The organism is Corynebacterium sp. (genome assembly GCF_052107835.1).
In the GTDB taxonomy this organism is placed as follows: Bacteria; Actinomycetota; Actinomycetes; order Mycobacteriales; family Mycobacteriaceae; genus Corynebacterium.
Window position 1 is genome coordinate 51,817 of the sequence record NZ_JBQEDF010000006.1, and the last position, 26,589, is coordinate 78,405.

Annotated in this window: 27 protein-coding genes and 1 pseudogene; 15 read left to right on the plus strand and 13 right to left on the minus strand. The window is 68.3% G+C overall.

The genetic code is table 11. The features are described 5' to 3' along the window. The first annotated feature begins 24 nt into the window (after window positions 1-24). Window positions 25-687: a hypothetical protein gene (locus ACTIL2_RS02705; protein ID WP_442335912.1), complete on the plus strand. Its 663-nt coding sequence runs from the start codon at window positions 25-27 to the stop codon at window positions 685-687. A gap of 16 nt (window positions 688-703) precedes the next feature. Here ACTIL2_RS02705 and ACTIL2_RS02710 read toward each other — a convergent pair whose 3' ends face one another. From ACTIL2_RS02710 to ACTIL2_RS02720, 3 genes are all read right to left on the minus strand, one after another. Continuing rightward, window positions 704-1,327, minus strand: coding sequence for a septum formation family protein (locus ACTIL2_RS02710; protein WP_442335913.1), 624 nt, complete (start codon window positions 1,325-1,327; stop codon window positions 704-706). Between the two features lie 71 nt (window positions 1,328-1,398). Continuing rightward, entirely contained in the window at window positions 1,399-2,775 is a 1,377-nt protein-coding gene (locus ACTIL2_RS02715; RefSeq protein WP_442335914.1) for a class I SAM-dependent methyltransferase, read from the minus strand. 53 nt (window positions 2,776-2,828) lie between these two features. After that, window positions 2,829-4,313: an FAD-binding oxidoreductase gene (locus ACTIL2_RS02720; RefSeq protein WP_442335915.1), complete on the minus strand. Its 1,485-nt coding sequence runs from the start codon at window positions 4,311-4,313 to the stop codon at window positions 2,829-2,831. A gap of 140 nt (window positions 4,314-4,453) precedes the next feature. Here ACTIL2_RS02720 and ACTIL2_RS02725 point away from each other — a divergent pair, with 140 nt between their 5' ends. The 7 genes from ACTIL2_RS02725 to xdhC all read left to right on the plus strand — a co-directional run bounded on the left by ACTIL2_RS02725 (window position 4,454) and on the right by xdhC (window position 14,198). Beyond that, a complete protein-coding gene (locus ACTIL2_RS02725) occupies window positions 4,454-5,824 on the plus strand; it encodes an NAD(P)-binding domain-containing protein (protein WP_442335916.1) in 1,371 nt (456 codons plus the stop codon). A gap of 117 nt (window positions 5,825-5,941) precedes the next feature. After that, a complete protein-coding gene (locus tag ACTIL2_RS02730) occupies window positions 5,942-6,658 on the plus strand; it encodes a DUF805 domain-containing protein (protein ID WP_442335917.1) in 717 nt (238 codons plus the stop codon). 93 nt (window positions 6,659-6,751) lie between these two features. Beyond that, window positions 6,752-7,027 (plus strand): hypothetical protein, encoded by a 276-nt coding sequence (locus ACTIL2_RS02735; RefSeq protein WP_442335918.1) that lies wholly within the window; start codon window positions 6,752-6,754, stop codon window positions 7,025-7,027. An 18-nt stretch (window positions 7,028-7,045) separates the two neighbouring features. Further along, entirely contained in the window at window positions 7,046-9,487 is a 2,442-nt protein-coding gene (locus tag ACTIL2_RS02740) for an ATP-dependent RNA helicase (RefSeq protein WP_442335919.1), read from the plus strand. Between the two features lie 150 nt (window positions 9,488-9,637). Next, the gene (locus ACTIL2_RS02745; protein WP_442335920.1) at window positions 9,638-11,047 is read left to right on the plus strand and encodes a xanthine dehydrogenase small subunit; all 1,410 of its coding nucleotides are present in this window, start codon (window positions 9,638-9,640) and stop codon (window positions 11,045-11,047) included. Continuing rightward, window positions 11,044-13,410, plus strand: coding sequence for a xanthine dehydrogenase molybdopterin binding subunit (gene xdhB / locus ACTIL2_RS02750; protein ID WP_442335921.1), 2,367 nt, complete (start codon window positions 11,044-11,046; stop codon window positions 13,408-13,410). Before ACTIL2_RS02745 ends, xdhB begins: the two co-directional genes overlap by 4 nt. Continuing rightward, complete coding sequence (gene xdhC, locus ACTIL2_RS02755; protein ID WP_442335922.1) at window positions 13,407-14,198, plus strand: xanthine dehydrogenase accessory protein XdhC; 792 nt, start codon at window positions 13,407-13,409, stop codon at window positions 14,196-14,198. Before xdhB ends, xdhC begins: the two co-directional genes overlap by 4 nt. Here xdhC and ACTIL2_RS02760 read toward each other — a convergent pair. Both ACTIL2_RS02760 and ACTIL2_RS02765 read right to left on the minus strand, forming a co-directional pair. Further along, on the minus strand, window positions 14,164-15,528 hold the full coding sequence (locus ACTIL2_RS02760) for an MFS transporter (protein ID WP_442335923.1): 1,365 nt from the start codon (window positions 15,526-15,528) through the stop codon (window positions 14,164-14,166). The genes xdhC and ACTIL2_RS02760 overlap by 35 nt on opposite strands. A 33-nt stretch (window positions 15,529-15,561) precedes the next feature. Continuing rightward, a complete protein-coding gene (locus ACTIL2_RS02765) occupies window positions 15,562-15,942 on the minus strand; it encodes a DUF488 domain-containing protein (RefSeq protein WP_442335924.1) in 381 nt (126 codons plus the stop codon). A 119-nt stretch (window positions 15,943-16,061) separates the two neighbouring features. Here ACTIL2_RS02765 and ACTIL2_RS02770 point away from each other — a divergent pair, with 119 nt between their 5' ends. Then, window positions 16,062-17,339 carry an HNH endonuclease signature motif containing protein gene (locus tag ACTIL2_RS02770; RefSeq protein WP_442335925.1) on the plus strand — a complete coding sequence of 426 codons (1,278 nt, stop codon included), beginning with the start codon at window positions 16,062-16,064 and terminating at the stop codon, window positions 17,337-17,339. Window positions 17,340-17,406: 67 nt separating this feature from the next. Here the strand turns inward: ACTIL2_RS02770 and ACTIL2_RS02775 are convergent. Next, a pseudogene (locus ACTIL2_RS02775) lies at window positions 17,407-17,710 on the minus strand (GlsB/YeaQ/YmgE family stress response membrane protein). A 48-nt stretch (window positions 17,711-17,758) separates the two neighbouring features. Here ACTIL2_RS02775 and ACTIL2_RS02780 point away from each other — a divergent pair. Then, the gene (locus tag ACTIL2_RS02780) at window positions 17,759-18,073 is read left to right on the plus strand and encodes a hypothetical protein (RefSeq protein ID WP_442335926.1); all 315 of its coding nucleotides are present in this window, start codon (window positions 17,759-17,761) and stop codon (window positions 18,071-18,073) included. A 13-nt stretch (window positions 18,074-18,086) separates the two neighbouring features. Here ACTIL2_RS02780 and ACTIL2_RS02785 read toward each other — a convergent pair whose 3' ends face one another. After that, complete coding sequence (locus ACTIL2_RS02785) at window positions 18,087-18,836, minus strand: hypothetical protein (RefSeq protein WP_442335927.1); 750 nt, start codon at window positions 18,834-18,836, stop codon at window positions 18,087-18,089. A gap of 54 nt (window positions 18,837-18,890) precedes the next feature. On the opposite strand from ACTIL2_RS02785, the gene ACTIL2_RS02790 reads away from it, so the two are divergent. Then, entirely contained in the window at window positions 18,891-19,487 is a 597-nt protein-coding gene (locus ACTIL2_RS02790; protein ID WP_442335928.1) for a TetR/AcrR family transcriptional regulator, read from the plus strand. Here ACTIL2_RS02790 and ACTIL2_RS02795 read toward each other — a convergent pair. Continuing rightward, entirely contained in the window at window positions 19,484-20,512 is a 1,029-nt protein-coding gene (locus ACTIL2_RS02795; RefSeq protein WP_442335929.1) for an NAD(P)H-dependent flavin oxidoreductase, read from the minus strand. The genes ACTIL2_RS02790 and ACTIL2_RS02795 overlap by 4 nt on opposite strands. A 58-nt stretch (window positions 20,513-20,570) precedes the next feature. Between ACTIL2_RS02795 and ACTIL2_RS02800 the strand changes: the two genes are divergently transcribed. Further along, window positions 20,571-20,891, plus strand: coding sequence for a hypothetical protein (locus ACTIL2_RS02800; protein WP_442335930.1), 321 nt, complete (start codon window positions 20,571-20,573; stop codon window positions 20,889-20,891). Between the two features lie 16 nt (window positions 20,892-20,907). Here the strand turns inward: ACTIL2_RS02800 and ACTIL2_RS02805 are convergent, their stop codons facing one another. Beyond that, on the minus strand, window positions 20,908-21,387 hold the full coding sequence (locus tag ACTIL2_RS02805; RefSeq protein ID WP_442335931.1) for a flavodoxin family protein: 480 nt from the start codon (window positions 21,385-21,387) through the stop codon (window positions 20,908-20,910). Window positions 21,388-21,415: 28 nt separating this feature from the next. Here ACTIL2_RS02805 and ACTIL2_RS02810 point away from each other — a divergent pair, with 28 nt between their 5' ends. Then, window positions 21,416-22,129, plus strand: a complete 714-nt coding sequence (locus ACTIL2_RS02810; protein WP_442335932.1) for a glutamine amidotransferase-related protein — start codon at window positions 21,416-21,418, stop codon at window positions 22,127-22,129. Window positions 22,130-22,146: 17 nt separating this feature from the next. After that, window positions 22,147-22,725, plus strand: a complete 579-nt coding sequence (locus ACTIL2_RS02815) for a gamma carbonic anhydrase family protein (protein WP_442335933.1) — start codon at window positions 22,147-22,149, stop codon at window positions 22,723-22,725. On the opposite strand, the gene ACTIL2_RS02820 is transcribed toward ACTIL2_RS02815, so the two are convergent. Further along, window positions 22,718-23,473: an NAD-dependent deacylase gene (locus tag ACTIL2_RS02820; protein WP_442335934.1), complete on the minus strand. Its 756-nt coding sequence runs from the start codon at window positions 23,471-23,473 to the stop codon at window positions 22,718-22,720. The two genes, ACTIL2_RS02815 and ACTIL2_RS02820, sit on opposite strands and share 8 nt — an antisense overlap. 109 nt (window positions 23,474-23,582) lie before the next feature. Between ACTIL2_RS02820 and ACTIL2_RS02825 the strand changes: the two genes are divergently transcribed. Next, a complete protein-coding gene (locus tag ACTIL2_RS02825) occupies window positions 23,583-24,455 on the plus strand; it encodes a hypothetical protein (RefSeq protein WP_442335935.1) in 873 nt (290 codons plus the stop codon). A gap of 20 nt (window positions 24,456-24,475) precedes the next feature. On the opposite strand, the gene ACTIL2_RS02830 is transcribed toward ACTIL2_RS02825, so the two are convergent. From ACTIL2_RS02830 to ureG, 3 genes are read right to left on the minus strand one after another with little or no spacing between them, the layout of a single operon-like run. Then, window positions 24,476-24,970, minus strand: coding sequence for a hypothetical protein (locus tag ACTIL2_RS02830; protein ID WP_442335936.1), 495 nt, complete (start codon window positions 24,968-24,970; stop codon window positions 24,476-24,478). Window positions 24,971-24,991: 21 nt separating this feature from the next. Continuing rightward, window positions 24,992-25,942, minus strand: a complete 951-nt coding sequence (locus ACTIL2_RS02835) for an urease accessory protein UreD (protein ID WP_442335937.1) — start codon at window positions 25,940-25,942, stop codon at window positions 24,992-24,994. Beyond that, entirely contained in the window at window positions 25,939-26,589 is a 651-nt protein-coding gene (gene ureG / locus ACTIL2_RS02840; protein ID WP_442335938.1) for an urease accessory protein UreG, read from the minus strand. The genes ACTIL2_RS02835 and ureG overlap by 4 nt, the downstream gene beginning before the upstream one ends.

The window sequence follows — 26,589 nt, forward strand, 5'->3', positions numbered from 1 at the left end:
CCCGCCGGGTGGAGCATAGGGGACATGTACACGCCACCCTTTTCCCCGCTCTTCGCGACGCGACCCGCATCCACCCCGGCGGTCCGGGATCTCGACGGCCTGAACTCCGCCCCCGCCGAGCAACTGACCACGTTGCTGACCTTCATGACCGCGAGCCGTGAACTGGCCCGCACCCTGGTGGTCGGCCGCCCCTACCTCGACTCCGCCGACGTCTACGCCGCGGCGTCCCGCACCCTGAACACACTGCCGGACCCCCTGCTGGAGGGCATCGTGGACTCCCACCGCCCCATCGACCGCGTCCCGCTGATCGAGGACGCCTGGGCGAACCGGGAGATCACCGACGACCAGGTCTCCGACCTGCGGGACGCGGCCCTCGGCTACGCCGCCGCCCAGGGACACCTCTTCATCGCCGATCCGGCGGTGTGGGGCTCCGCCGAGGCCGTGGCGATGATCCCGGTCCCGGACGCCTCGGACGCGCCGCCGGTCTCCGACATCGTCGACCGGCTGCTGGAGGACGTGGCCGAACGCACCGTCCTTCCCCGGTCGAAGGCCTGGGGGGTCACGGTCGGCCACCTGGAGGAGTCGAACCGGCTGAAGCTGGTGACCCTGCTCGACTCCGCCGACCGGATGGAGCAGTTGGAGCGCCAGGAGAACCTGCGGCGCCACGGGCAGGGCCCCGCCGCCTGAGACTGACGTCGCCGGATCAGCGGAGGCTCTGCTCCAGGGTGCCGTCGATCTCGTCGGCACCCGGATCGGTGAGCACGCAGGTCACCGTCCTGTCGCCCTGCGCCCAGCTCTCCTTCGACGGCATCATCGTGATGACGTCCAGGGACGACTCGGCGAAGTCCAGACCGACGTAGTCCGTGAAACCGTCGCCACCGCAGATCGCGCCGGCCTCTTGGCCCAGCGGCTCGTTACCGGGGAACAGGGACTTGCCGGTGATGTCGGCCTGCGCGTAGACCTCGCCGACATGCGGGTCACCGCAGTCGGCGGGGTCGACGTCGTCGGCGTTGCCGAGGGCGTCGACGTCGGCCACGCAGTCCCCCACGGCCAGGCCCAGCGTCCCCGGTGCATCCGGGTCAGTGTCGGCGGGCACGCCCGGCTCCCCGTCCTCCGGGTCGGCGTCCCCGGACGGGGCGTCGGATCCCTCCGGCACGGGGTCGTCCCGCGGGGCGTCCTGATCCGCGGGGGACTCGGCGGGGGCACCGACGGTGTCCTGCCCCTCAACCCCCTGCGGAGCCTCCGGATCCCCGATGGTGCAGGCACCCAGGGCCAGCAGTGGCACACAGGCCACCGCCAGCGGCAGCGCTTTCAGGCGGGTCCGCATTCTTCCGACGTCTCCTTCGTCAACGTGCAATCCACGAACTTCATGGTGAAGCTACGCCGAGAAGATTACCGTCAGGACCGCCACCATTGGCGAACCGGCACCCCGGTTTGGCCCCCCTCCTGCGTTTTCACGCCGAGAACCTGGTGCAGTTGGATCACATTGTGCTCGAACCCCCACTCCGATCCGGCCATGTACAGACCGAAGAGACGCGCGGTCTCCTCGCCGACCAGCGGGACGGCCTCGTCCCAGTTCATGGCGAGGAGTTCGCACCAGTCGTGCAGGGTGCGCTGATAGTGGGGGCGCAGGTTCTCCTCGTGGACCACGTCGAAACCGGTGTCCTGCATGATCGTGATGATCCGCCCCGACCCGGTGAGTTCGCCGTCGGGGAAGATGTAGCGGTCGATGAACTGGCCGGTCTTCGTCTTCCGGTTGTGGGGGCGGGTGATGCAGTGGTTCAGCATCCGTCCGCCGGGGCGCAGCTTCGCGTACAGACGGGTGAAGTAGTCCTGGTAGTTCGGCACGCCGATGTGCTCCAGGATCCCGATGGCACTGACCGCGTCGAAGTCGGACTCGGGGACGTCCCGGTAGTCCATGCAGCGGACCTCGGCGAGATCCTGCAGACCCTCCTCCTCGATCTTGGCCCTGCCCCACTCGTACTGTTCCCGCGACAGGGTCACCCCGATGGCCCTGACACCCTGGCGTGCGGCGTAGCGGACCATGCCACCCCACCCGCAGCCGACGTCGAGCAGCCGGTCGCCGGGGCTCAGGCGGAGCTTGTCGAAGACCAGCCGGTGTTTGTTCTCCTGGGCCGCGGTGAGCGGTGCGTTGACGTCCGCACCCTTCTCCCAGTTGTGGTGGTTCCATCCGCCGTCAACGCCGGTGACGTCACCGGCCCCGTCCTGCGGGTAGTAGGCGCAGGTGTAGGCCATGGAATCGCCGAGGAAGAGTTCGTAGAAGTCGTTGCCGACATCGTAGTGGCGGCTCACGACCTCCTTGTCACGTTCCTTGGAGTGCCGCGAGACCCCCTCCAGCAGCGCGCGCTTCCACCCGGGCAGGGTCTCCTGCGCCGGTGCTGGCTGAAAACGGAACGCACCCATGGCCTTCAGCGACCGCAGGATCACCGCGAGGTCGCCGGCCGACGGGCGGCGGACCTGGTCGTAGAGGTGCTGCAGGTGGTCGAAGACCAGGTAGGGGTGCCCGGGGTGGTCACCACTGACGCGCAGGCTGCCGGTGATGTACGCACGCGCCAGCCCAAGGTCGCCGGGGGCGGTGACGATGTAGGCCAGCGCGTCCGGCGATGTGACCTCCAGTGTGGTTTCTGCGTCATCCGGTCCGCTGGACGACCCGTCGAAGGCGGTCACCCGGAACGGTGACGGCGGGGCAATGACCTTGTCCACGATCTGCCCCACCGTCAGCGGTGTGAAACCCGCGGCCCCACTCTTGCTCATGTCTCTCCTCTGTCCTCTGTCTTTCCTGTGCCGTCAGATACCGTCAGCGGCCGTCAGGTGCCGGTGACCGTCTTCTCGTACAACCCGGGGAACCGGCCGTCCGGATCGTAGATCTCCTTGAGCTGCTGCGGATGGTCCCCACCGTAGAGTGCAGCGAACTCCTCGGGGGTGTAGAACGCCTCGGAGTACAGCGACTTGTGCCCGCCCAGACCGGAGACGACCCGCTCGATCTCCCGGTTGAAAGCCCCGGGACCGGCGTCGGGACCCATCAGGTCGACCGGCACCGAACTCCAGAAGCCCACGTTGACCCAGGTCGTCGCCGGGGTGAGCGGGTACAGCGGCCAGGGGGTGGAGGTCGGGTCGGCACTCTCGTCAGCCAGCCGGATGGGGCACAGCCAGACCGGCTCGATCTCACAGTGGGTGAAGAACCAGGTGAGGAACTCCGGCAGGTTGTCCGGGGTGACCTCGATGTCCTGCACCACACGTTCACGGGCCGGCAGCCCCTTGCGGGCCTCGAGACGGTCGCCGATGTCGTACTTGCGGTCCCAGCCGATGATCTTCCAGTAGAAGCTGGAGCGCAGCAGGTCACGCGGCCACAGGGTCCGGATTGTGGGGTTCTGCGCGCCGAAGGCCCGGTTGCACCAGAACCAGTCGATGTCCCAGCGCCACAGGTAGTCGCGGATGGTCAGCCGGTCATGCAGGATTCCCTCCGGGTGCTGCAGCGAACGGTAGTAGATCTTGTCCCGGGTGTAGTCACTGGTGGGGCCGGGTTCATCGGTCTGCCGCCCGAGCACCAGGTAGCCCTCGTCCAGGCTGAAGACCACACCGTCGAGGTAGTCGACCTGCTCTCCGTCGTACTCCTTGCTCTCCGAGACCTCCGCCAGGGTGTCCGTGAGGCTGTCCACGTCATTGAAGCGCACATGCCGCAGGATCACGTAGGGCTTGACCTGCTCGCAGCGTATCCTCAGCCGCACCGCGTAGCCGAGCGACCCGTAGGAGTTCGGGAACCCCCGGTAGAGGTCCTCGTTCCGTGTCGGCGAGCAGGTCACGAGTTCCCCGGTGCCGGTGAGCACGTCCATCTCTTCGACTGCCTCATGCGGCAGTCCGTTGCGGAAACTGCTGGATTCCACGCCCATGCCGGTCACCGCCCCGCCCAGGGTGATGGTCTTCAGTTGGGGGACGACGGTGGGAGCCAGGCCGAAGGGCAGCAGGACGTCCACCAGATCCTCGTAGGTGCACATGCCCTGCACGTCGGCGGTGCCGTTGACCGGGTCCACGGCGACCACCCCGTGCAGTCCTGACACATCCAGGCCGACGGCCTCACCGGAGCGACCGCGGAAGAGGTTCGAGGTCTTCTTCGCCAGCCGGACGCGCTTCCCGGACGGGACGGCGTCGAAACTGTCCTGCAGACGTTGCACGGCGTTCCCGTGCTCCCACCACCCCACAGGGGCGAGTCCACGCTGGTCCAGACCATTTCCGATCGGTAACGCATCGGTGATCCTGCCGGCGAGTGCGACAGCTTTCTCCTTCAGGCTCATGTGGAACCACTCTAGCCCCGTCCCGGACGCCGCGCCGACGGATCCCGGCTGAACCTGGCCTGGCCACGGATGGAACTTACCCGTCGGATATCGTTCAGCTTATTCATCCTGGAGAAATTCTTCGGGGTGGGAAGGATGGAGTGCAAGGAAAACAGAGAATCGCGATCATCGGAGCAGGGCCCAGTGGAATGGCGGCGCTCAGGGCATTCGAAGCGGCGGAGCGCCAGGGCGCGCGGGTCCCCGACATCGTCTGCTACGAGAAGCAGGACGACTGGGGCGGGCAGTGGAACTACTCCTGGCGCACCGGCACCGACCACTACGGCGAGCCCGTCCCCTCCTCGATGTACCGCAATCTCTGGTCCAACGGCCCGAAGGAGGCCCTCGAGTTCGCCGAGTACACCTTCGACGAGCACTTCGGCCGGCCGATCTCGTCCTACCCGCCGCGTGAGGTTCTGTGGGACTACATCGACGGCCGCGCGTCCCAGTCCGGTGTGAAGGACAAGGTGCATTTCGCCCATGCCGTGCGCTGGGTCGAGTACCACGGGGACACCGACAATTTCACCCTCACCGTCGAGGACCTGCGGGCGCGGGCGACCCACACCGAAACAGTCGACCACGTCATCGTGTCCACCGGGCATTTCAGCTTCCCGAACGTCCCGGACTTCGACGGCATCGGCCGGTTCCCCGGCGAGATCATCCACGCCCACGAGTTCCGTGGTGCTGAGCGGCTCGAAGGCAAGAACGTCCTGCTGATCGGTGGCTCCTACTCCGCCGAGGACATCGGTGTGCAGTCCCACAAGATGGGCGCGGCATCGGTGACCATGAGCTACCGGTCGCAACCCCAGGGCTTCGCCTGGCCCGATGGCATGGAGGAGCTCCCGGTCATCGACCACTTCAGCGGCAGGACCGTCACTTTCTCCGACGGCTCGGTCCGCGACTTCGACACGGTCATCCTGTGCACCGGGTACCTGCACCATTACCCGTTCCTGCCCAGTGACCTGAGCATCGACTCCCCGAACAACCTCTACCCGGCGGGCCTGTACCGCGGCACCGTCTGGCAGGACAACCCGAAGGTCTACTACCTGGGTTCCCAGGACCAGTGGTTCACGTTCAACATGTTCGACGCCCAGGCCTGGTACATCCGCGACCTGATCCTGGGACGCGCGGAACTGCCTGACCGTGAGGCCCGTGCCGCCGACATCGAACGGTGGACCACCCGCCACGACGCCATCGCCGACGACGAAGCGGCCGTGACCTTCCAGGCGGACTACATCCGAGACCTCATCGAGGCCACCGACTACCCGATGTTCGACCTGGACGAGGTCGTGCGGATCTTCCTGGCGTGGAAGAAGGACAAGAAGACCGACATCCTCACCTACCGGGACCAGCCGTACCGCTCGGTGATGACCGGCACCGCCGCTACCGTGCACCACACCCCGTGGCTGCAGGAGCTGGACGATTCGCGCGAACGCTACCTGTCCGACCCCGAGACGGTGCCCGTGGTCAACTGACTCTGCCGCCACCCCCACGGGGTGTGGGTCCTGTCTCCGCGGGACCACGGCCTTCCTTGCCGCCTCGCTGACCCACATGAAAACCTTGGGGAAACACTCTCCTACGAAAGACAACCGGTGGAACCCTCACTCGCCCACCCCGACTACTCAGCCTCACTCCCCCGTGCCGTCAAGAGATTCTTCACCCGGTGGGCCCGCTTCAAGGGACGGTCCTCCCGACGCGAGTTCTGGTGGGTGGTACTGGCGGGCGTCCTGATCACGGTCGCCTTCGGTCTTCTCCGGGACGTGGTGCTGCAGTACTTCGACAGTGATTCACCCTCCGACCGTTCCGAGGCCCTGCACTCTGCGGCGACGACGGTATTCGACATCACGTCCAGTTCCTTCTCCCTGGTGGTACTGATCCCCTCATTGGCATTGCTCTGGCGGCGCCTGCACGACGCGGGGCTGCCGGGCCCCTGCGCGTTCTACGGGCTGATACCGATCGTCGGGTCGATCATCGTGTTCTTCATGCTCGTCACACGTTCGCGTCCCCGCCTGGTGAATCCGGTCTGGGAGGAGCCGGAGCCCCTGGGTCAACGCCGGGAGTACGCGGCACCACCGCTGAGCACCTACCTCGTCACCATCCAGATCCTCCTCCTCATCGCGACGATCATCAATGCCATCGCGGGCATGAACAATGTCTACCTCGCCCATCTCGGTGAGCTGTCCACGAACAACACCGAGGGTGCGTTCAACTACATGACAACCGCACTGACCTTCGGGGCATGCTTCGTCGCCGTGTATCTCGTGTACTCCTTCAGCACGGTGCGCTCCCGGAACATGCGGGTGGAGTAGATACTGGTCGAGGCATCGTGATGATAAGTATCTTATGAAAATGTGGAAGCCAGACCTTGCCATCGAACTACACTCGCTTCCGGAGGAATGACCATGTCCACCGCCACCGCAGCGATTTCCGCATCGCCCACCAGGGCGAAGCGAGACTGGTGGCCGATCATCGCATTGACCGCGGCCCTCTTGTCGCTTTTCTTCATCATTCCGAAGATCACTGTCGGAATCCCACTCGCGGTCACGGCCATTCTCATTTCGCTCACGCAGAGACGGGCCACACCCCGCGGACGAACGATACTGAGAGTCTCCCTGGCAATCGGCACGTTCACCCTGGCCATCGCCGCGCTCATGGCCCTGTTCCTGATCTCCACCTGAGCCACTACCCTGGTACAGGTGCATGACCTCCCCTTCGCCGCAGGACGCGATGACCTGCTGACTGCCCTGCGTACCCGTGGTGCGGCCGTCGTGCAGGCCCCTCCCGGCACGGGCAAGACCACACTCGCACCGCAGTACGTGCTGGAACATGTCCGTACCACCGACAGTGACGGGAAGGTGGTCGTCACCCAGCCACGCCGGGTCGCCGCACGCTCCTCCGCCGCCCGCATCGCAGAACTGCGCGGCAGCGACCTCGGCGGGGAGATCGGCTACACCGTCCGCGGCGACCGGAAGACCACCAGGGGGACCGTGATCGAGATGGTCACCCCGGGCGTCCTGCTTCGTCGTCTGCTCGCCGACCCCGACCTGGACGGGGTGTCCGCGGTCGTCATCGACGAGGTGCACGAGCGCCACCTGGAGTCCGACCTGGTCTTCGGCATGCTCGCCCAGCTCCGCGAACTACGGGACGATCTGGCGGTCGTGGCGATGTCCGCCACACTGGACGCCGCCAGGTTCGCGGACCTCCTCGGAGGGGACTCCGGCCCCGCCCCGCTGGTGGACGTCCCCTCCCCCATCCACCCGCTCGACATCCACTACGCGGACTCCGCCACCTCCATGGTCAACCGCGACCGGCGGTCCCGCTCTGCGGTCGAGGACCTGGTCACCGCAACAATTCGCACGGCGCTCCGGGAGACCACCGGCGACGTCCTCGCCTTCGTACCCACCATCCGCGGTACAGAGCAGATCGCATCCGCACTGGCCGGGGACGGGATCCACGCCTCGGCCCTGCACGGGCGGCTGTCGCCCGGGGAACAGTCCCGGATCGTGCGCGGGCACTCCTCCGGCGGTCGCCGCGTGGTCGTGTCCACCGACGTCGCCGAGTCCTCGCTGACCGTGCCCGGTGTCCGGGTGGTCGTGGACGCCTGCCTGGCACGGATCTCCCGGCGCGACACGTCCCGCGGCATGTCGGTGCTGGTCACCGAGACCGCGAGCCAGGCATCCATGACACAGCGCGCTGGACGTGCCGGACGCGAGGGCCCGGGAACCGTGTACCGCTGCATCACCGCCGAGCAGTACGCGAAGGCCCCTGCTGTGGCACCGCCCGCAGTGCTGACCAGTGACCTGACCGCGGCGATGCTCGACGCAGCCTGCTGGGGTTCCCCGCGGGCCACCGACCTTCCTTTACCCGACCCGTTCCCGGCCGCCACTGCGACAGCCGCGGAGAACACACTGCTCGGCATCGGCGCGGTGGACGTGTCCGGTGCCGCGACGGACTACGGGCGCCGCCTGGCCCGGATCCCCGCCGACCCCCGGCTCGCCCGGGGCGGCCTGACCGCCGCGGAACGGGTGGACGCGTCCACCGTCGCGAAGGTCCTGGCCGCCCTCGACGGAGGTTCAGGGTCCCTGGACGACCCGCCGCGGACGCTGGCACCGGACAAGGACCCGGTGGTCCGTCGATTCCGGCGGCTCCTTGACGGGGCCCCGGGTTCCCCGGACCTCACCGGCACCGATGCTGTCGCGTACACGCTGGCCTGCTCATTCCCCGGACTCATCGCCCGCCGCGTCGGCGACTCCGGCAGCGAACGCTTCCTCACCGCCTCAGGGACGGGTGCGGTGTGGAACGGCCCGCGTGATACCCGGTGGATCGCCGTCGCCGACCTCGCCGGGGCGGGGAGCCGGTCCACCGACGGCACCGGTGCGGTCATCCGCTCGGCCGTGCCGCTGACTGAATCACTGGCTCTCGAAGCCGCCGACCCACTGCTCACCGACGAGGTGGTCTGCACATGGAATCCCGGCGGTCCGTCCGGGAAACTCCGGGCGCGGCGCGTGCGGGCCCTCAGCGCGATCGAGCTGGCGTCCACCCCGGTCTCGGTGAAGGACGTGCCCGCCGCCACGCGGGAGTCCGCCGTCCGCGGGGGACTGGAACGGCACGGGCTGGACGTGCTCGAATGGTCACGGAACGCCTCGGACCTGCGCAGACGAATCCAGTACCTGCACAACCGGGGCGTCGAGGGCTACCCGGACGTGGCGGACGTCCGGCACTCCGGGCAGCTCCTCGATTTCGTCCTCCCCGATCTCGCCGCAGGACGGCGCCCCGACCTGGCGGGGCTGCTGCGCGGACTCGTCCCCTGGGACCGGCCGATCGACGGGTATGCACCGGAGTCCCTGGAGCTGCCGTCGGGGCGGACCGTCCGGATCCGCTACCCGGAACCCGGTGCCGGTCCGGATGCGCCAGCGGTCGTCGCCACGAAACTGCAGGACTGCTTCGGCCTGCACTCCTCGCCGGAGATCGCCGGACGCCGCATCCAGTTCCAGCTGCTGTCGCCGGCGCAGCGTCCCGTCGCCGTCACCGATGACCTCGGAGGCTTCTGGGACGGGGCATACGCGCAGGTCCGTGCCGACATGCGCGGCCGCTACCCGAAGCATCCGTGGCCGGAACACCCCGGCACAGTCAACTGAAACATGCACGAAACCCCGGGGTGCAATAATCTGTGCAGGCAACAGGTGGGCACACGGTTGCTATACGACCCCGTGAACGGACAACAGACCGCACCCGGGGTGCCCGGACCCAGGCGACCTGCCCACCGTGAGTCACCGGGAGATCCACACGTGACTACAGCACACACAGACAGTACGACGATGACGGTCAACGGAGTGACTCTCCGGACCGGAAGCCCCGGCAGCACCGGGGTACACACCAATGCCCTGGACGCACTGCGGGACAGCGGCCTCACAGCCTGCAAGGAAGGTTGCGCCGAAGGCGAGTGCGGGGCCTGCGCGATCATGGTCGCGCGCCCCGACGGGGACCGGACCCGTTGGGTGCCGGTCAACGCCTGCCTGGTTCCGGCGGCCGCGCTCGACGGCCAGGAGGTCATCACCGCCGAGGGCCTCGGCACCCCGCAGGACCTGCACCCGGTCCAGCACGAGATGGCGGTCCGCGGTGGCTCCCAGTGCGGCTACTGCACCCCGGGCTTCATCTGCTCGATGGCCTCGGAGTACTACCGTCCCGAATCAGACGAGCCCTTCGACCTGCATTCCCTCTCCGGGAACCTGTGCCGCTGCACCGGCTACCGTCCGATCAGGGACGCCGCGCTCGCCCTCGGCACCCCGGACGCGACCGACGACCGCGCCGCCCGGCTGCAGCAGCCGGCACCCGGGCCCGTCCACACCGATGTGCGGACGGGGGACGCCCGCTTCCGGCGGCCCGCCTCCCTCGCGGAGGCCCTGGAGATCCTGCAGGACGACCCGTCCACCACCGTCGTCGCCGGTTCCACAGACCACGGGGTAGGTGTGAACCTGAAGGGTGCACGCCCGGACAACGTGATCGCCATCGACCGGCTGGAGGAACTGCGTGGCATCCGGTGGACGGACACGCACGTGGACATCGGTGCGGCACAGACGCTCACCGAGATCGAGCGGGAGGCGGGCGGGCGCGTCCCCCTGCTGGGCCAGCTGCTGCCCCAGTTCGCCTCCCGCCTGATCCGCAACGGTGCCACGATCGGCGGCAACCTCGGCACCGGATCGCCCATCGGCGACACCCCGCCCGCACTACTGGCGCTGGAGGCGTCACTGGTGCTGACCTCCGCGGACGGCGAACGCGAGGTGCCCCTGGACGGGTACTTCACCGGCTACCGGCAGTCCGTGCGCCGTCCGGACGAACTGATCACCCGGGTCCGGATCCCGTTGCCGCTGTCCCCGCTGACGGCGTTCCACAAGATCGCCAAGCGGCGTTTCGACGATATCTCCTCGGTCGCCGTCGGCATCGCCGTCGAGGTGCAGGACGGCCTGGTCTCCAGGGCCAGGATCGGGCTGGGTGGCGTTGCCGCCACACCGGTCCGGGCACGTGCCACGGAGAACGCCCTGGAGGGCGAGCCGTGGACGGCCACGACCATCGAGCAGGCGGCCGGCGTCCTGCGGACCGAGGGCACCCCGATGTCCGACCACCGGGCCAGTTCCGCCTACCGCTCGGCGATGCTGGGGACCTCACTGGAGCGGTTCTTCGCGGAGGTGCAGTCATGAGTACCCTGTCGCAGCGTCCGGCCGACCCGGTCGTCGGCGAGACCCACCCGCACGAATCGGCGTCCCTGCACGTCACAGGTGCCGCCCTGTACACCGACGACCTGGTTAACCGGCACCCCGGGATCCTCCACGCCCACCCGGTGCAGTCCCCGCACGCGCACGCCCGCATCGTCTCGCTGGAAACCGCAGCCGCGTACGACGTGCCCGGCGTGGTGCGCGTCCTGACCGCCACGGACGTCCCCGGGGTCAACGACGCCGGAACCAAGCACGACGAACCCCTGTTCCCCACCGACGAGGTCATGTTTCACGGCCAGGCGGTGTGCTGGGTCCTCGGGAGTTCGCTGGAGGCCGCCCGCCTGGGTGCGGAAGCCGTCGTCGTGGAGTACGAACAGATGGATGCGGTCCTGACCCTCACCGACGCCATCGAGGCCGGCAGTTTCCACGGTGCCCGGCCCACGATGCTGCGCGGGGACGCCGCCACCGCCCTGACCGCGGCGCCGAACACCCTCGAGGGCACGTTCGAGTTCGCCGGCCAGGAGCACTTCTACCTGGAGACGCAGGCGTCCCTGGCAACCGTGGACGAGAACGGCCAGATCATGGTGCACTGCTCCACCCAGCACCCCACCGAAACCCAGGACATCGTCAGCCACGTCCTCGGTGTACCCGCCCACGAGGTCACCGTGCAGTCCCTGCGGATGGGCGGAGGATTCGGCGGCAAGGAGATGCAGCCGCACGGCTACGCCGCCGTCGGCGCACTGGGTGCGGTACTGACCGGCCGTCCTGTGAGGGTGCGTCTGACGCGCCCGCAGGACATGACGATGACGGGCAAGCGCCACGGCTTCCACTCCACCTGGACCGTCGGCTTCACCGACGAAGGCCTGCTCACGGCCCTGGACACCACGATCACCGCCGACGGTGGCTGGTCGCTGGACCTGTCCGAGCCGGTGCTGGCCCGCGCGATGTGCCACATCGACAACGCCTACTGGATCCCGGACGTGGCGTGCCACGGGCGTATCGCGCAGTGCCACAGGACGTCCCAGACCGCCTTCCGCGGTTTCGGCGGGCCGCAGGGGATGCTCGTCATCGAGGACATCCTGGGCCGCATCGCGCAGCACCTCGGACTTCCTGCCCGTGAGGTGCGCCGGCGCAACTTCTACTCGGAGGGGCAGCGCACCCCCTACGACATGCCCGTCCGACACCCGGAGCGGCTCGAGGCCGCCTGGTCCCAGCTCCTCTCCCACGCCGACGTGGAGGCCCGTGAAACCGAGATCGCCCTGTTCAACGCGTCCCACCCGTCGCGCCGCCGGGCGCTGGCGCTGACCCCGATCAAGTTCGGCATCTCCTTCAACCTCACCGCCTTCAACCAGGGTGGGGCACTGGTACTGGTGTACAAGGACGGGTCCGTGCTGATCAACCACGGCGGCACGGAGATGGGCCAGGGCCTGCACATGAAGATGATGCAGGTCGCCGCCACGTCCCTGGGTGTGCCGTTGTCCCTGGTCCGGCAGTCCCCGACACGCACCGACAAGGTGCCGAACACCTCGGCGACCGCGGCGAGTTCCGGGGCGGACCTCAACGGCGGGGCGGTGAAGGACGCCTGCGACCAGATCATTGCGCGTCTGCGGGTGGTCGCCGCCTCGAAGTTGGGCGTGAACCCGTCGGACGTCCGCTTCTCCCGCGGCCGGGTGTCCGCCCTGGGGGTTCCGGACGACCTGTCGTGGGAGTCGGTCGTGGCGGACGCCTACATGCAGCGCGTCCAGCTGTCCGCGTCCGGCTTCTACCGCACCGAGGGCCTGCACTGGGACTCCTCGGTCATGCAGGGCGAACCGTTCAAGTACTTCGCCTACGGCGTCGCCGCCTCGGAGGTCGAGGTCAGCCGCTTCGACGGGTCCTACGAGGTCCGGCGGGTGGACATCGTGCACGACGTCGGCGACTCGCTGTCCCCGTTGATCGACATCGGCCAGATCGAGGGCGGTTTCGTGCAGGGCGTCGGATGGCTGACGCTGGAGGACCTGCGCTGGGACGATGGTTCGCACCCCGGTGACCGCGGGTCAGGCCGGTTGTCGACGTCCGGCGCATCGACGTACAAACTGCCCTCCCTGTCGGAGTTGCCCGGGGTGTTCAACGTGGAGCTGCTGGACAAGGCACACGAGGAGGGGGCGGTGTACGGGTCGAAGGCTGTCGGTGAACCCCCACTGATGCTGGCGTTCTCGGTGCGCGAGGCACTGCGCCAGGCCGTTGCCGCCTTCTCGGACGACGGTGGTTCCCCCGTCGTTGACCTGCCCTCCCCCGCCACCCCGGAGGCGGTGTACTGGGCGGTCGGGCGGGTGCGTGCCGCCGCACCCGCAGGGGTGGCGCCGTGAGCTGGCTGTCGGACGCCTCGGCTCTGCGCGCGTCCCGCACACCCGCGGTCCTGGTCACCCTCATTGCACGCCGGGGCCACGCGCCTCGGGAGGCGGGGGCGAAGATGCTCGTGAGCGGTGATGCAATCCATGGGTCGGTCGGCGGTGGCAATCTCGAGGCGGGTGCCGTCGAACGGGCCCGGGAGATGCTCGGGGCGTCCCGCGATGCCCCGGAGATGATGGAGTTCGCGCTCAATGACCGCGTTCCCTACGACCACGGCCGCCAGTGCTGCGGCGGAGAGGTGACGGTGATGCTCGAACCCCTGCCCGTGCCGCCGGCGGTGGCGGTGTTCGGATGCGGCCACGTGGGCCTGGAACTCGCCAGGATCCTGTCCAGGCAGGACGCCGACCTGTGGTTCTGCGACTCCCGGCCGGAACAGGTGGCGGCAGTGTCGGACGCGGTCGCTGGGGCTGGCGCCGTCGCGACGGTGCGGACGCAGCATTCGATGGTGCCCGAGGAGGTCGTCGACGCACTGCCCGCCGGGACGCACGTGCTGATCATGACCCATGACCACGCCGAGGACCTGCACCTGTGCATGGCGGCGCTGGCCCGGGACGACCTCGGGTCGGTGGGACTGATCGGGTCATCGGCGAAGTGGTCGCGGTTCCGGTCGAAGCTGTCGGACGCCGGCCTCACCGATGAGGCTGTCAGCTCCATCCAGTGCCCGATCGGCATCCCTGAGCTGGCAGGGAGCCACCCGGCGACGATCGCGGTCAGTGTGGCCGCGGATCTGCTGCGGCGGTGGTGAGGTCCCTTCCTGGTCGGGATGCCAGCGTCAGCGCCGCCGCGGTGGCCATCGCCGCAGCCATGAGGAGGAAGGCCCCTGGGGCGGACGTGAGGGCGGATCCGGCGACACCGACCGCGCCACCGAACTGTTTCGAGGTGTTCATCATCCCGGATGCCGCACCCTGCTGTCCTGGGGGAACGTCTTCGGTGACGATGTACGCCAGCGGCGCACCCACGAGTCCACCTCCGGCACCCACCAGGAGGGTGGGCCACACCACCGCTTCCGGGGCCATAGCCAGCCACACCAGTCCTCCCACCGCGACCGATGTCCCTGCAAGAACTGTCAGCCGGTTGCCTATCCCCTCCACAAGTGGGGGCACCAGCAGAAGATTCGTCGCAGTCATACTCAGGGTCAGGGGAAGGAACAACAGGCCGGTCTCCGTCGGCGAGTAGGCCAGATCGTCCTGAATACGGAACGTCAGGACGTACCAGATCGCAGACTGCAGACAGCACGCCGAGAGGAAAGTGGCAACATTGCCCAGCGCCACGGGCCGCCGGCGGAGGAGGTCAACGGGTATGAGTGGATCGTTCGAGATGGCCTGCCGTCTGAGGAGGACCACGGCGGCCAGGACTGACGCTATCCCGGTGGAAACCCCGCCCGGGGTAAGCGATGGGATGTCGGTGAGGAGGTAAACGACCCCACCGATCATCACCGCCGAGCACACCGCGGACAGGACATCGATTCTCGCGGCCGCCGATGAACCCCTCCACAACGGGACGACACGGACGAGAAGCGCGAGGCCGCCGAGCACGACGAGTCCGACGGGGATGTTGATGAGGAAGACGAGTCGCCAGGACCATGCCCCGGTGAGTAGACCGCCGAGAACAGTTCCCGCCCCTCCGCCTGCAACACTCACCGCCGTCCACACCGTGATCGCCCGCGTGCGGGCACGTCCCTCCGGGAACGCCAGTGTGATCATGGTGAATGTGGCCGGCGAAACGACTGCAGCCGCGAGGCCCTGGACGACGCGGGCGCCGAGGAGCATTTCAGGACCGGTGGCGATCCCCGCAGCGACACTGGCGAGGGTGAATACCGCCGTACCGGCGACGAGGATGCGCCCGACCCCGACAATGTCCACCGAGCGTGCTGCGACCAGGAGTACCCCCGCGAAACCGACAGCGTAGCCGGTGACCACCCAGGCCGAAGCCGTGTCGCCGAGTCCGAGGTCCCGGCGAATCTCCGGAAGTGCGACGTTCACCACGGACGCGTCGAGGATGACGATGAGCTGGGCGATACACGCGACGGCCAGAATGATCCCCGCGTGGGGTAGCCCGTCTCGCTTGATACACATGTATCAAAGCGTACATGGACATTCGGCCGAAGGTCAGTCAGCTTCGTCCAACCATTCCCGCAGAACCCTCGCATGGGTGCGCTCCGTGTCCTTGCCCGCGAAGAGGAGGACGACGTCGCCGACGGCGAGTTTGTCCCGGATCTCCGCCAGTGCGTGGTCCAGCTCCCCAGACGCGAGGCGCCCATCGAGTTCCTCCCGGTACCTCCCGGTGAACTGACGCCACGTCAGCGCCTCCGCGTGTAACTCCTTCCGCAGTTTGGCGGACGGGGTGAGCTCTTTCGGCCAGCCGTCCAACGGCAGGTCCTCCTTCTTCACTCCGCGGGGCCAGAGACGGTCGACGAGGAAGTACGCTGCGCCGTCGTCCTCTCCGGCTCCCCGGACGTTGTACGCGCGGTCAATGAGCAACTGTCCCATGACGCCAACACTAGTCCCCGCCTCGTTGACGTTCCTGTATTCGAACATGTGGTTGACCGTGTCCGTGCCGTCGTATATACTTTGTCCAACGAACACGACATAAGGGGACGCTCGGGGCCATGACCACCACCACACACCCACCACAACACACCATCACCGACGTCCAGAACCTGCTCAACAACGGCGAACTCGTCATCATCTCCTACCTCGCCACCCTGCCCGACAACGCCCGGACCTCCCGCGCACTGGCACTACGCGCACGCACCAGAACCGACGCCATAAAATTCGCACACGCAGCCGAACTATCCCTGCGCATGCCAGAGCTGTTCACCACCCTCGCCGACACCGGAACCGTCACCGCCGACCACCTCGACACCATCTGGGGCCGCATCAACCGCCAGTTGACGACCGTGCCCGCAAAGGCTGTCGAGCAGGTCCGCGCCGATCTCGACGTCACCGTCGCCGACGCGATCACCGACTGGCTCGCCACGAGCCCCACCCCGGTTCCCCTGCCCGCCCTGCGCGACCGTGTCGACGCCGCGATCATCGACCTCGCCCCGGATCTCGCCGATGACACCGCCGACGCCGAAGCCGACTCCGCCACACTGCACCGCCGCGGACGCAACTACATCCTCACCGTCGGCTCCGAGACCAGCAGTGCAGCGATCGCCGACGCCCTTGAGAGCAAAGCCCGCGCCCGGCTCGCCGGGCTGCGCCGCGATCGCGACCTCCTCGACGAGCACACCACCGCCGAACTGCCTGGACTGCCGAGCCCATCACAGATCAAAGCCCAGGTCCTGCTCGAACTGCTCGGCGACACCGCCGAGACCATGCACATCCGGGTCAACCTCTACCGTGCCAGCCTCGACGGCATCCACGGCACCGGGGCCGGCTACCTGCCCAGCGTCGGCTGGATCGACACCAACTCCGCCGACCGTCTCGAATCCGTCGCCGACACCGTCAAACAGCTGCCCACCGATCCCGCCGACATCCCCGATGCCGCCGGCTACCGCTTCAGCTTCACCCAGCAGCTCTACCTCGACGGCCGCGACGGGCACTGCCGGTTCCCGTCCTGCACCGTGCCCGCAGCCCAGTGCGACAACGACCACATCGTCAACTCGCCGCACACCGACCCGACAAGCAACGGGCCGACGGCGGTGACCAACGGGCAGAAACTGTGCAGAGCCCACCACGCCGGCAAAACCGACAAGACCTGGAGCTGCTACACCGATGACGGCGGATTCACCATCCACTGGACCGGGCCCGACGGCGACACCCACACCACCCACGCCGACGGACCCCTGGCAAGATTCAAGGCAATGAGCGACCGCGACGTCGCCGAACTCGCCGGATTCACCCCATCCACACCCCAGCCTGACCCCGACCCCGGGGGATAACCCGCCCCGCACTCATCCCCGACCTGCACCCCGCACCCCTCCCGGTGCCGGGGCTACACGTACGCGCTCACCTCTTCCTCGAGGTCACCGCCCCCACGATCCACAGAAGGATCACCGCACCGAGCAGACAGGTCAAGAAGCTGAACCAGTAACCGCCATTCGCAACATCCAGGCCGAGCAGGGTCAGCAACCACCCGCCAAGGAACCCGCCGATCACGCCGACCACGGATATTGAGCATCAAGCCCATCTGCTCGTCGGTCTTCATGATCTTCGAGCCGATCCAGCCGGCAAGCCCACCGATGATGATCCAGCCGATGAAACCGAGGGTCGGGGCCGAACCCTGTGCAAGGACAAGCGTGTTGGTATCCATGTCCCCTTTCATACACGTTTTCGCGCCGGAGACGGCATACTTGTCCGCATGACTTCCCATCACCGCACACCCCGCCACGCCCGGCAGAACACCCGCAGCCCCTTCCGTACCCGCGCGCTCTCACTCGCCGCCGCCACCGTGCTCACCGCAACGACCGCGACCGGCGTCGCCTCCGCCCAGGACCTCCCCTCCAACTCGAGCGGCGGAGGTTCCTCCGACGACCCCACCGTCGCCTCGGTCCTCACCTCGTTGACCGAGACCGACGTCATCGGTTCCCTGTTCAGCGTCGTGGGTTCCATCACGTCCGGCAGCGCCGCCGCCGGTTCATGGCAGAGCGTCCCCGGCTCGGAGACCGCCGGCTAGAACGTCGGAGAGCTCAGTACCCGTCGTCCAGCGCGACGGCGTGGAGCTCCTCCGAGACCCGGTCAGCCAACATCCGGTCGTCCCACATAGCGCGGACCACCTTCTCGCTCCCGCCGTCCGGCAGTGACGGCACGAATCCGGCGAGCCGTTCGCGCAGGTGACCGAACACCCTTTCCTGCGCCCCGCGCCTGGTGAAGGCCATCGGCGCACTGCCCCGTCCGGTGTGGTGCGGGATGTCCGGAACCAGTCCCCAGCTGCTGCGGTAAATGTCGTACCCGGTCAGTTCATCACCGTTGTCGAGGATCACCGTGTCATTGACCCGGATCCTCCTGTAGTTCGGTGCCTCGGTGGCGTCCACGCATTCCAGCTGTTCGGCATCGAGGAAACTGACCCACATCGTTGTCTGCGTCCCGGGCCGCCGGTGTGGCGCCGCGGCGATGTAACCCCGCGGGCTGATGTGCGCCGTGAACCCGGTGACCGTGTCCGGCACGCAGGCCCGCACGAAGGGGACCACCGGCGAGACGTCGTGCTCCCGCAGCTTCGTCCTGACCACCCCGGGCGAGGCATTGGATCCGACGGCGACCACCGGCGTCCGGTCCAGGTCGGAGGCGATCCCCACCAACCCGTCGTCACCGGGGAAGTAGCCCTCGGCGGTCAGCGTTCCGGACGATGTGGGCCAGGGCCCCGGGTACAGCCACGGGGTGGCCGTAAGGTCAACGTCCAGGCAGCGGGTGTTTCTGTTGGCTCTACCTGTCTCGTTCATGACACCGCCCACCCTACGCGAACCACACCCGCAGCCCCCTGTACCCTCTGGTACATGCGTACAACCACCGGCTCCACACGCCGGGAATCCACCCGCCGGGACGACATCCTCGATGCCGTCGACCGGCTCCTCGGAACCGGCGGCATCAACGCGGTGACGATGCGGGCCGTCGCCACCGAAGCCGGGGTCTCCCTCCGCCTCGTCCAGTACTACGGAACCGACAAGGACACCCTTCTGACCAGCGCCCTCGACCGACTGAGTGGGCGCAGCGTGCAACGCTGGCGCGACCTGCGGGGCCAGCAGAGCAGTTCCCTGCGCGCGGTGCTGGAGGGCTACTTCGCCGCGTCCCTCCCGGTGGACGCGGAGACACAGGCGCTGCACCGTGTGGGCGTCTCGATGGAACTGATGGCGGTCACCGGCACGGAACCCGCCGCATCGGCGTACCGTCGACACCTCGCTGCGACGGGCGACGAGTTCACCGCCGCATGCCTCGCCGCCGCACCGGAACTGGGGGACGGGGTCGCCGGACGCATCGTCGACACCGCAATGGCCCTCGGGCACGGCCTCGGGTCCCTGCTGATGGCGGGCCGGATCACCGAGGACGCCGCACGCGCGACCGTCGCGGACATGGTCGCCGACCTACCGGACTAGAACCGCTTGAGCAGGACCGATGCCTCCTCCACCATGCGGTGGACGATGTCCCCGGCCGGCTCGCGGCGACGAAGCAGTCCGATCCCCTGTCCGGCGTGCAGTTTGAGCTCGTCGGCGTACTCCCCACCGTCGGCGCGTGCGGCGACCAGTTCGGCGTCATCCACGGAGGCGTCCCCGGCGTAGCGGTCGACGAAGCGGTTGCGCACGGTGCGGGTGGGCCATGATTCGGTGTCCCACGGCACCTGCTCGGCGCGGTCGTAGATGCCGGTCAGGACGGTGTTCCGGGACGATGCCTGCACGGCCGCGGTCTTCAGCGCGTCCGATCCGAGCGCTTCCGGGGAGCCCAGCAGTGCCGTCCCGATCCACGCGGCGTCCGCCCCGGCGGACAACGCGGCGGCAACGCCCCGGCCGGTGGCGATGCCTCCGGCGACGGCGACCGGAACCGCGGGCGCCTGCACGGCGGCGTAGTTCAGGACGTGCTGCATCAGCGACATCGTGCCGATCGTGCCGGTGTGCCCTCCGGCGTCGGAACCCTGGACGCACAGCACATCAACGTCAGCGGCCAACGCCTGCCGCACCTGGAGCAGGTTGTTGACCGGGGCGACCACACTGATGCCGGCGTCGTGGGCGCGACGCACCCACGGCGCGGGGTCGCCGAAGCCGAGGGAGATCACGGTGGGGTTGGCGGCGATGGCGGCGTCGAACTGCGGTGCGGAACCGGTCCGGGACACCGACCTGTCGAGTGCCCAGACCATCAGTCCGATGCCGAAGTTCCCCCCGTCCCCGGCGGTGTCCGCGTTGTCCCGGATCCAGTCGGGGGACGTCCCGGACCCCACCCCGATCATTCCGAGTCCGCCCGCGCGGCTCACCGCCGCCGCCAGTTCCCCACCGGCGCGTCCGGCCATCGGGGCACCGATGATCGGCAGGTCGATGCCCCACAGCCTGGTCAGGAGGGTAGCGAGCGGCGAGGGTGACGAGTCCGCGAGGGAGTCGCCGGGGGAGGTGGTCGGGTCGGGGTGATTCATGTCATTTCTCACAGATTCCAGTGTCTGGTGCCGAGGGTACCCGGGTAACCTGTCAGGCATGGAGATGAAACTCAAGAACGCCAAGGACGTCAACACCGCCACCGTCACCACATTGGGCCTGATCGGGGGGTGGGTCAGCGCCCGGGAGACCGGTATCCGCCCGCTCGGCGGAGTCCTGCTCGCCGCGGCCGGGGTGCATGCCGGACGCACCTGGCTCGCCAAGGGGGGCCCGGCCCTCACCGCCGGACTGGGCACCGCCTACGTCGCCGGGTTCGGCCTGTCCCACCCGCTGGCGAAGAAGATCGGACCGTGGCCCGCGGTACTCACCGTCACCGCCGGGGTTGCCGCGGCGTCCCACTTCCTGGCCGACGCGAAGTAGCCCCCACCCGCGGCACTCACGCCACCGACGCGAACCACGCGCCCACGGTGTTCTCCGCCAGCGCTTGCAGTTCACCGCGGTGGGGTTCAATGTCCCCGGTGAAGGCGACGGGCTCGGCGGCCTGCGTCCACCCGAATCCGGTGGTGATGGTCTGCATCGCCTTCTCCGCACCGGTGGTGTCGTAGCCACCGCGGATCCAGTAGCTGAACGGCTTGTCCACCCCCTGGTTCTCCGTGAACGTGGAGTCGAAGTAGTGCTTCAGCGCCCCGGAGATGTACCCGAAGTTCGCCGTGGTGCCCAGGATCACGGCATCCGCCCCGGCGAGTTCCCCGGGATCCGGGTCCAGGGCGTTGCGTTCACGGACCTCGAGGGCCCCGTCACCGGCGAGTTCCTCGTTGACCTGCGCCGCCGCCTCCCGCGCCGCGGTGATCACGGTGTCCGCCAGCGAGCGGAGTTTGTCGGTGGGGCTGTGGTGGACGATCAGTAGGTAGGACATGCCTCCATCATGGACGTAGTCTGGGACCATGACCACCAGCCCGCTCACCTCTGTTGTGCTCCGCTTCCTCGCGTTCGAGGACGCCGGGGTGTGGGAGGACGTCCTGCACCCCACATACGCCGACGTCGGCGTGGATTTCCCGCCCGGCCCCCTGGAGGCCGACCTGCTCGTGGTGATGGGCGGGCCGGTGTCCACCGCCGACCCGCGGTACCCCTACCTCGACGAGGTCGTTGACCTGATCCGTTCCAGGCACGCCGCCGGACGCCCCGTCCTGGGCGTGTGCCTGGGAGCGCAGCTCCTGGCGGTGGCGCTGGGCGGACGCATCGTCCCTGGCGCGGGGCCGATGCAGATCGGCTGGTCGCCGGTCACCCTCACCGAGGCCGGCCTGGAGGGGCCGTTGCGCCATCTCGAGGGGCGTCCCGTCCTGCACTGGCACGGCGACCGGATCGAGCTGCCGGACGGCAAGTCCGCCATGGCCTCCGGTGTGGAGCGTCTGGCCTACGACGACGACTCGCCGGTCCAGGCGTTCCAGTCCAACCATGCGCTCGGCCTGCAGTTCCACCCCGAGGTGGATCCGTCGCGCATCGAGCAGTGGCTGATCGGGCACGCCAGCGATCTCACGTCACAGGACGTCGACCTCGATTCACTGCGCGCCGACACCGAGGAGTACGGCCCTGGCCTGGTGGAGCCGACCTGCCAGGTGGTCGTGGACTGGTTGAGGACGACCGGGATCGCGGACTAGTAGTTACAGTGGGGAACATGACTACCTTCCAGAATCCCCGCACCACCGGCCCGCTGATCCTCCCCTTCAACGGCAGGACGCCGCGCATCCATGAATCGGCGTACGTCGCCCCGAACGCCGTGATCATCGGCGACGTGGAGATCGGTGCCGATTCCTCCGTGTTCTACGGTGTGGTGATCCGCGCGGATGTGGGGGCGATCCGCATCGGGGAGCGGACGAACATCCAGGACAACAGTGTAATCCACGTGGACTCCGGCACGGCGTGCGTCCTCGGCGATGACGTCACCGTCGGACACCAGGCCCTGGTGCACGGACTGAGTGTGGGGGACGGCACGTTGGTGGGGATGTCGTCGTCGCTGCTGAGCGGGTCGACCGTGGGCGGCGGCACGATCATCGGCGCAGGCGCGGTGGTGCTGGAGGGAGCTGAGATCCCGGACGGTTCGCTGGCCGCCGGACTGCCGGCGAAGGTCCGGCGCGAGCTCTCGGAGGAGGAGAGGAAGGGCCTGATCGCCCACGCCGCGGGCTACGTGGAGATCGCGGAGGGGCAGCGGCCGCCGGGCGACGCGTTGAGCCTGGACGAGGTGCGGTTCAGCTGAGAACGTCCAGCAGCGCCGGAAGCCCCTGCGCGGCCGTGGTCCGCAGTGACCAGGTGGCGGTCGGGGTGAGGTCGGTGTCGTCCGGGCTGATCTCGATGACCGGGACGCCTCGGGCCGCGGCGATCTGCGGCAGTCCGGCGGCCGGGTAGACCACGCCGCTCGTCCCGACGATGACGACCAGGTCGCAGTCCTGCATGGACTGTTCGGCCTCCGCGAAATCGCGTTGCGGCAGTGCCTCGCCGAACCAGACCACCCCGGGACGCACCAGGTTGCCGCAGGCGCTGCACTCCGGCGGATGGAGGCGTTCGACCGGTTCTTCCGGCAGGTCCGGTTCGAAGGCCGGGGCTCCGCAGACCGTGCAGCGGAAATCGAAGAGGTTGCCGTGGAGGTGGGAGACACTGCTCGATCCGGCACGTTCATGCAGGTCGTCGATGTTCTGGGTGGTGACGTGGACGCTGGTGTCCGGGGTGGCGTGCTGCCAGGCGGCGACGGCCGTGTGGCCGGGATTGGGGTCGGCGGTCCGTGCCTTCGCCGCGCGCCACAGGTACCAGGCCCACATGGGGTCGGGGTCGCGGGCCCAGGAGTCCACGCTGGCCATCGCCTGCGGATCCACGTGGGTCCACAGGCCCGTGGTGGCGTCGCGGAAGGTGTCGAGTCCGGAGTCCGCGCTCATCCCCGCACCTGTGAACACCTCGACCCGGCGGGCATCGCGGACGGATGTGATGAGTGCTTCGGGAAGGTCGCTCATGGGGCCGAGGGTACTGAAGAACTCTCGGATGTGAACAGCAACTGACCTGCGAATGAACCTTGTCCGGATACGCTGCGCAGACGATTAGCTGCCGGATACGCTAACCACCATGCCCCGCCACGGAACCGGACGAACCGCCCTGATCAGTTCAGTATGCTGCTCCACGCTCCTGTCATTCGCCCTCGCGGCCACGTCATCGGCCGGGGTGGTGGAACCATCGTCGGCCAACCCGGCGCCCGAGGGGTTCAGCACACCGACGTCCCTGCCCCAGGCCCACGCCCACAACGACTACCTGCATCCCACTCCCCTGTGGGACGCCCTGGCCCAGGGGTTCACCAGTATCGAGGCGGATATCTGGTTCGAGGACGGCCAGCTCCTCCTGGGGCACACCCAACCCGAGGCAACCACGGGTCCGCAGGCGGGGCGCAGCCTCGAGGACTGGTACCTGAAGCCGTTGGCGGAGTGGGTACGGGGCACCGGCGGACAGGTGTACCCGGACCGCACCGAACCAGTCCGTCTGCTCGTCGACGTCAAGGACGGGGGCGCGGACACGCTCGCCCGAACCGAGGAACTCCTCGCGTCCTACTCCGACGTCCTGACCCACGTGGAGGACGGTCAACTCACACCCGGCGCCGTGCAGGTCGTCTACTCCGGTGAACCCCCGTTCGAGACGATCGCCGACCGGCCGGTGCGCTACGGGTTCTACGACGGCCGGGAGTCGGATCTCACCGGAACCGATGCACTCGATGCCCGTGACATGCCGCTCGTCTCGTCGACCTGGACCGACGTCATCGGTGACCCCACCGGTTTCGTGGAGCGGGCGGACGGGCACGGCGCGGATTCCCGGGTCTGGGGAGTACCGGAGACGGACCCGGTGGGCAAACGTGCCACCTGGGCGGCGCAGCTGCGGGCCGGACTGGACGTCATCGGCACGGACGACCTGGTGGGGCTGCGGGAGTTCCTGGTCGGGCTCCCCGACTGACATCCTGCAGCCTGAGGCTCCTACAGCGCCCAGTCGTCGATCTCGGCGTCGAGACGGCGTTCGTCCCGTTCCCGCACGGTTCGCGCCCGGTTCTTCGCGTACCAACCACCGGCAAATCCACCCACCAGGCCACCCACGACCATTCCGGCGGCCGTCGACAGTTCACCGTCGTAGGCGTTGACGAGCATTCCGGCGCACATGACTGCCAGCCCGGGAATGAGCGCAGCCCATTCCCCCGGCGTCATCGCCATGAATCGGGGACGTGGGGCGTAGCGCTTCATCCACCATTGCGACGCTGTGACAGCGAGTGCCGGGGCCCAGACCAGCAGGATGCTCAGCAGCGAGTAGAAGCCGGGCAGCACCCAGGCGAAGACCACGCCGAGTCCGAGCAATGTCCACCAGTAGTACTGCATACCCACCGACGACGCCTTGTGCATGATCTCGGCCTGGTACTCGTCGTCGACCGAGTCCTCCATGCGGCGGATCATGTTGTCGCCGTAGGTGACGTGGTTCATGCCACCACCGTAGCGGACCGGCTACATACGCCGCAGGTCAACCGCGGGACGCCCCAGCAGGAACTCCCGGGCGACACTGTGCACGGCACCGACCATGGCCCGCACCTCCACCGGATCCTCGCCAGCGACGCGCACGGTGATGCCCGCGTCACCGACCATGGTGGACGCCCCCGCCGACGGGTGGTCCCCCAGCACATCCCTGACCACGTCCAGCAACCCCGGCACCTCCGTGGCCGACGGCGGGACAACCAGAACCGTCCCCCACACGGGCCACCGTGACAGCAGCATCTCGCTGCGTCCCTCCCCCGCCCCGACCACGCACAGGGTGTCGGACAGCAGCGGACGTCCGGAACGCTCCACCCGGAAGCCCTGCCCGAGTGCATCATAGCCGTCGCGCTCACCTCGGGCCAGACGTCCGGTCAGCATCACCTCCGCAGCCAGCAGCATCCCACCCGGTTCCACGGAAGCATCGGTGACCTGCAGAAACCTCGACCCCGCGAACAGGGTCGTCTGCCCCGGCAGGTACTCGCACACGGCACCGGACGGCACGTGCAGACTCACCCACTGCGTCGCCATGCCGGTGTTCATCCGGTGGACCGGCGTCCCCGCCTGCGTCGTCACCGTCGCCCGGGCTCCGGGTTGCAGCCGGACGATCTGCCGTATGCGGTCGTTCTGCGCCAGTCCTCCGCCGGTGGTGCGCACGTAGACGAAAGCCTCCCCCGGATCACCCGGGTCGATGTACAGCGGTCGGGTCAGCTGCATCGGCGCCTTCACGAACCGCGACGCCACACCGGTGGTGCCGGACCCGTCCACCCCCAAGGTCAGATCGAGCACACCGACCTTGCCGGGACGTCCGACCGGCAGCACGCCACCCCCCGCGGACACCTCGCCCGCGACCTCCGCGAGCTCCCACGGCACCGCCGGGGTGAGAGCCGCCGGGTCCAGCCGGATGTCAGGGGACACCGCGGTCACGCGCGGAAGCCCTCCAGCTTCCGGTGCAGCTCGTCGATCCCCTCGCCCAGCAGACAGTCGGTCAGCACGACCGGCTTGCCGTCGCGCACGTCCACGGCGTCGGCGTTCATGATCGTCAGGTCGCAGCGCACGTACTGCGCGATGTCGGTCTTGTTGATCACCAGGATGTCGGACTCGGTGATGCCCGGACCGCGCTTCCGGGGCATCTTCTGGCCTTCCGCGGTGTCCAGCACGAAGACGAACACGTCCACCAGCGCCGGGGAGAAGGTCAGGGTCAGGTTGTCGCCGCCGGACTCGAAGAACAGGGTGTCGATGCCGGGGTGCTCGTCCAGCAGGTCCGCGGCAGTCATCAGGTTCATCGTCGGGTCATCGCGCACCGCGGTGTGCGGGCACGACCCGGTCTCCACGCCGATGACCACCTCGGGGTCGATCACCCCGTCGAGCTCGCGGCGGACGTGGACGGCGTCCTCCTGGGTGTAGATGTCGTTGGTGATCACGCCGACGTTGCGTCCGGCGTCCATGAACAGCGGGACGAGGGCCTCGATCAGGGCGGTCTTGCCGGAGCCGACCGGTCCACCGATGCCGATGCGCAGGGGGGAACCGGTGCCGGTGACGGAATCGGGCGAGGACTGTGGGGTGGTTGTCAT

Coding starts and splice junctions, on each gene's coding strand:
- ACTIL2_RS02830 (WP_442335936.1), bottom strand. CDS start 24,970: ATGAACCACGTCACCTACGGCGACAACATGATCCGCCGCATGGAGGAC.
- ureG (WP_442335938.1), bottom strand. CDS start 26,589: ATGACAACCACCCCACAGTCCTCGCCCGATTCCGTCACCGGCACCGGT.
- ACTIL2_RS02810 (WP_442335932.1), top strand. CDS start 21,416: ATGACCACCAGCCCGCTCACCTCTGTTGTGCTCCGCTTCCTCGCGTTC.
- ACTIL2_RS02770 (WP_442335925.1), top strand. CDS start 16,062: ATGACCACCACCACACACCCACCACAACACACCATCACCGACGTCCAG.
- ACTIL2_RS02825 (WP_442335935.1), top strand. CDS start 23,583: ATGCCCCGCCACGGAACCGGACGAACCGCCCTGATCAGTTCAGTATGC.
- ACTIL2_RS02815 (WP_442335933.1), top strand. CDS start 22,147: ATGACTACCTTCCAGAATCCCCGCACCACCGGCCCGCTGATCCTCCCC.
- ACTIL2_RS02805 (WP_442335931.1), bottom strand. CDS start 21,387: ATGTCCTACCTACTGATCGTCCACCACAGCCCCACCGACAAACTCCGC.
- ACTIL2_RS02800 (WP_442335930.1), top strand. CDS start 20,571: ATGGAGATGAAACTCAAGAACGCCAAGGACGTCAACACCGCCACCGTC.
- ACTIL2_RS02710 (WP_442335913.1), bottom strand. CDS start 1,327: ATGCGGACCCGCCTGAAAGCGCTGCCGCTGGCGGTGGCCTGTGTGCCA.
- ACTIL2_RS02795 (WP_442335929.1), bottom strand. CDS start 20,512: ATGAATCACCCCGACCCGACCACCTCCCCCGGCGACTCCCTCGCGGAC.
- ACTIL2_RS02720 (WP_442335915.1), bottom strand. CDS start 4,313: ATGAGCCTGAAGGAGAAAGCTGTCGCACTCGCCGGCAGGATCACCGAT.
- ACTIL2_RS02780 (WP_442335926.1), top strand. CDS start 17,759: ATGACTTCCCATCACCGCACACCCCGCCACGCCCGGCAGAACACCCGC.
- ACTIL2_RS02785 (WP_442335927.1), bottom strand. CDS start 18,836: ATGAACGAGACAGGTAGAGCCAACAGAAACACCCGCTGCCTGGACGTT.
- ACTIL2_RS02765 (WP_442335924.1), bottom strand. CDS start 15,942: ATGGGACAGTTGCTCATTGACCGCGCGTACAACGTCCGGGGAGCCGGA.
- ACTIL2_RS02760 (WP_442335923.1), bottom strand. CDS start 15,528: ATGTGTATCAAGCGAGACGGGCTACCCCACGCGGGGATCATTCTGGCC.
- ACTIL2_RS02715 (WP_442335914.1), bottom strand. CDS start 2,775: ATGAGCAAGAGTGGGGCCGCGGGTTTCACACCGCTGACGGTGGGGCAG.
- ACTIL2_RS02820 (WP_442335934.1), bottom strand. CDS start 23,473: ATGAGCGACCTTCCCGAAGCACTCATCACATCCGTCCGCGATGCCCGC.
- xdhB (WP_442335921.1), top strand. CDS start 11,044: ATGAGTACCCTGTCGCAGCGTCCGGCCGACCCGGTCGTCGGCGAGACC.
- ACTIL2_RS02790 (WP_442335928.1), top strand. CDS start 18,891: ATGCGTACAACCACCGGCTCCACACGCCGGGAATCCACCCGCCGGGAC.
- ACTIL2_RS02705 (WP_442335912.1), top strand. CDS start 25: ATGTACACGCCACCCTTTTCCCCGCTCTTCGCGACGCGACCCGCATCC.
- ACTIL2_RS02735 (WP_442335918.1), top strand. CDS start 6,752: ATGTCCACCGCCACCGCAGCGATTTCCGCATCGCCCACCAGGGCGAAG.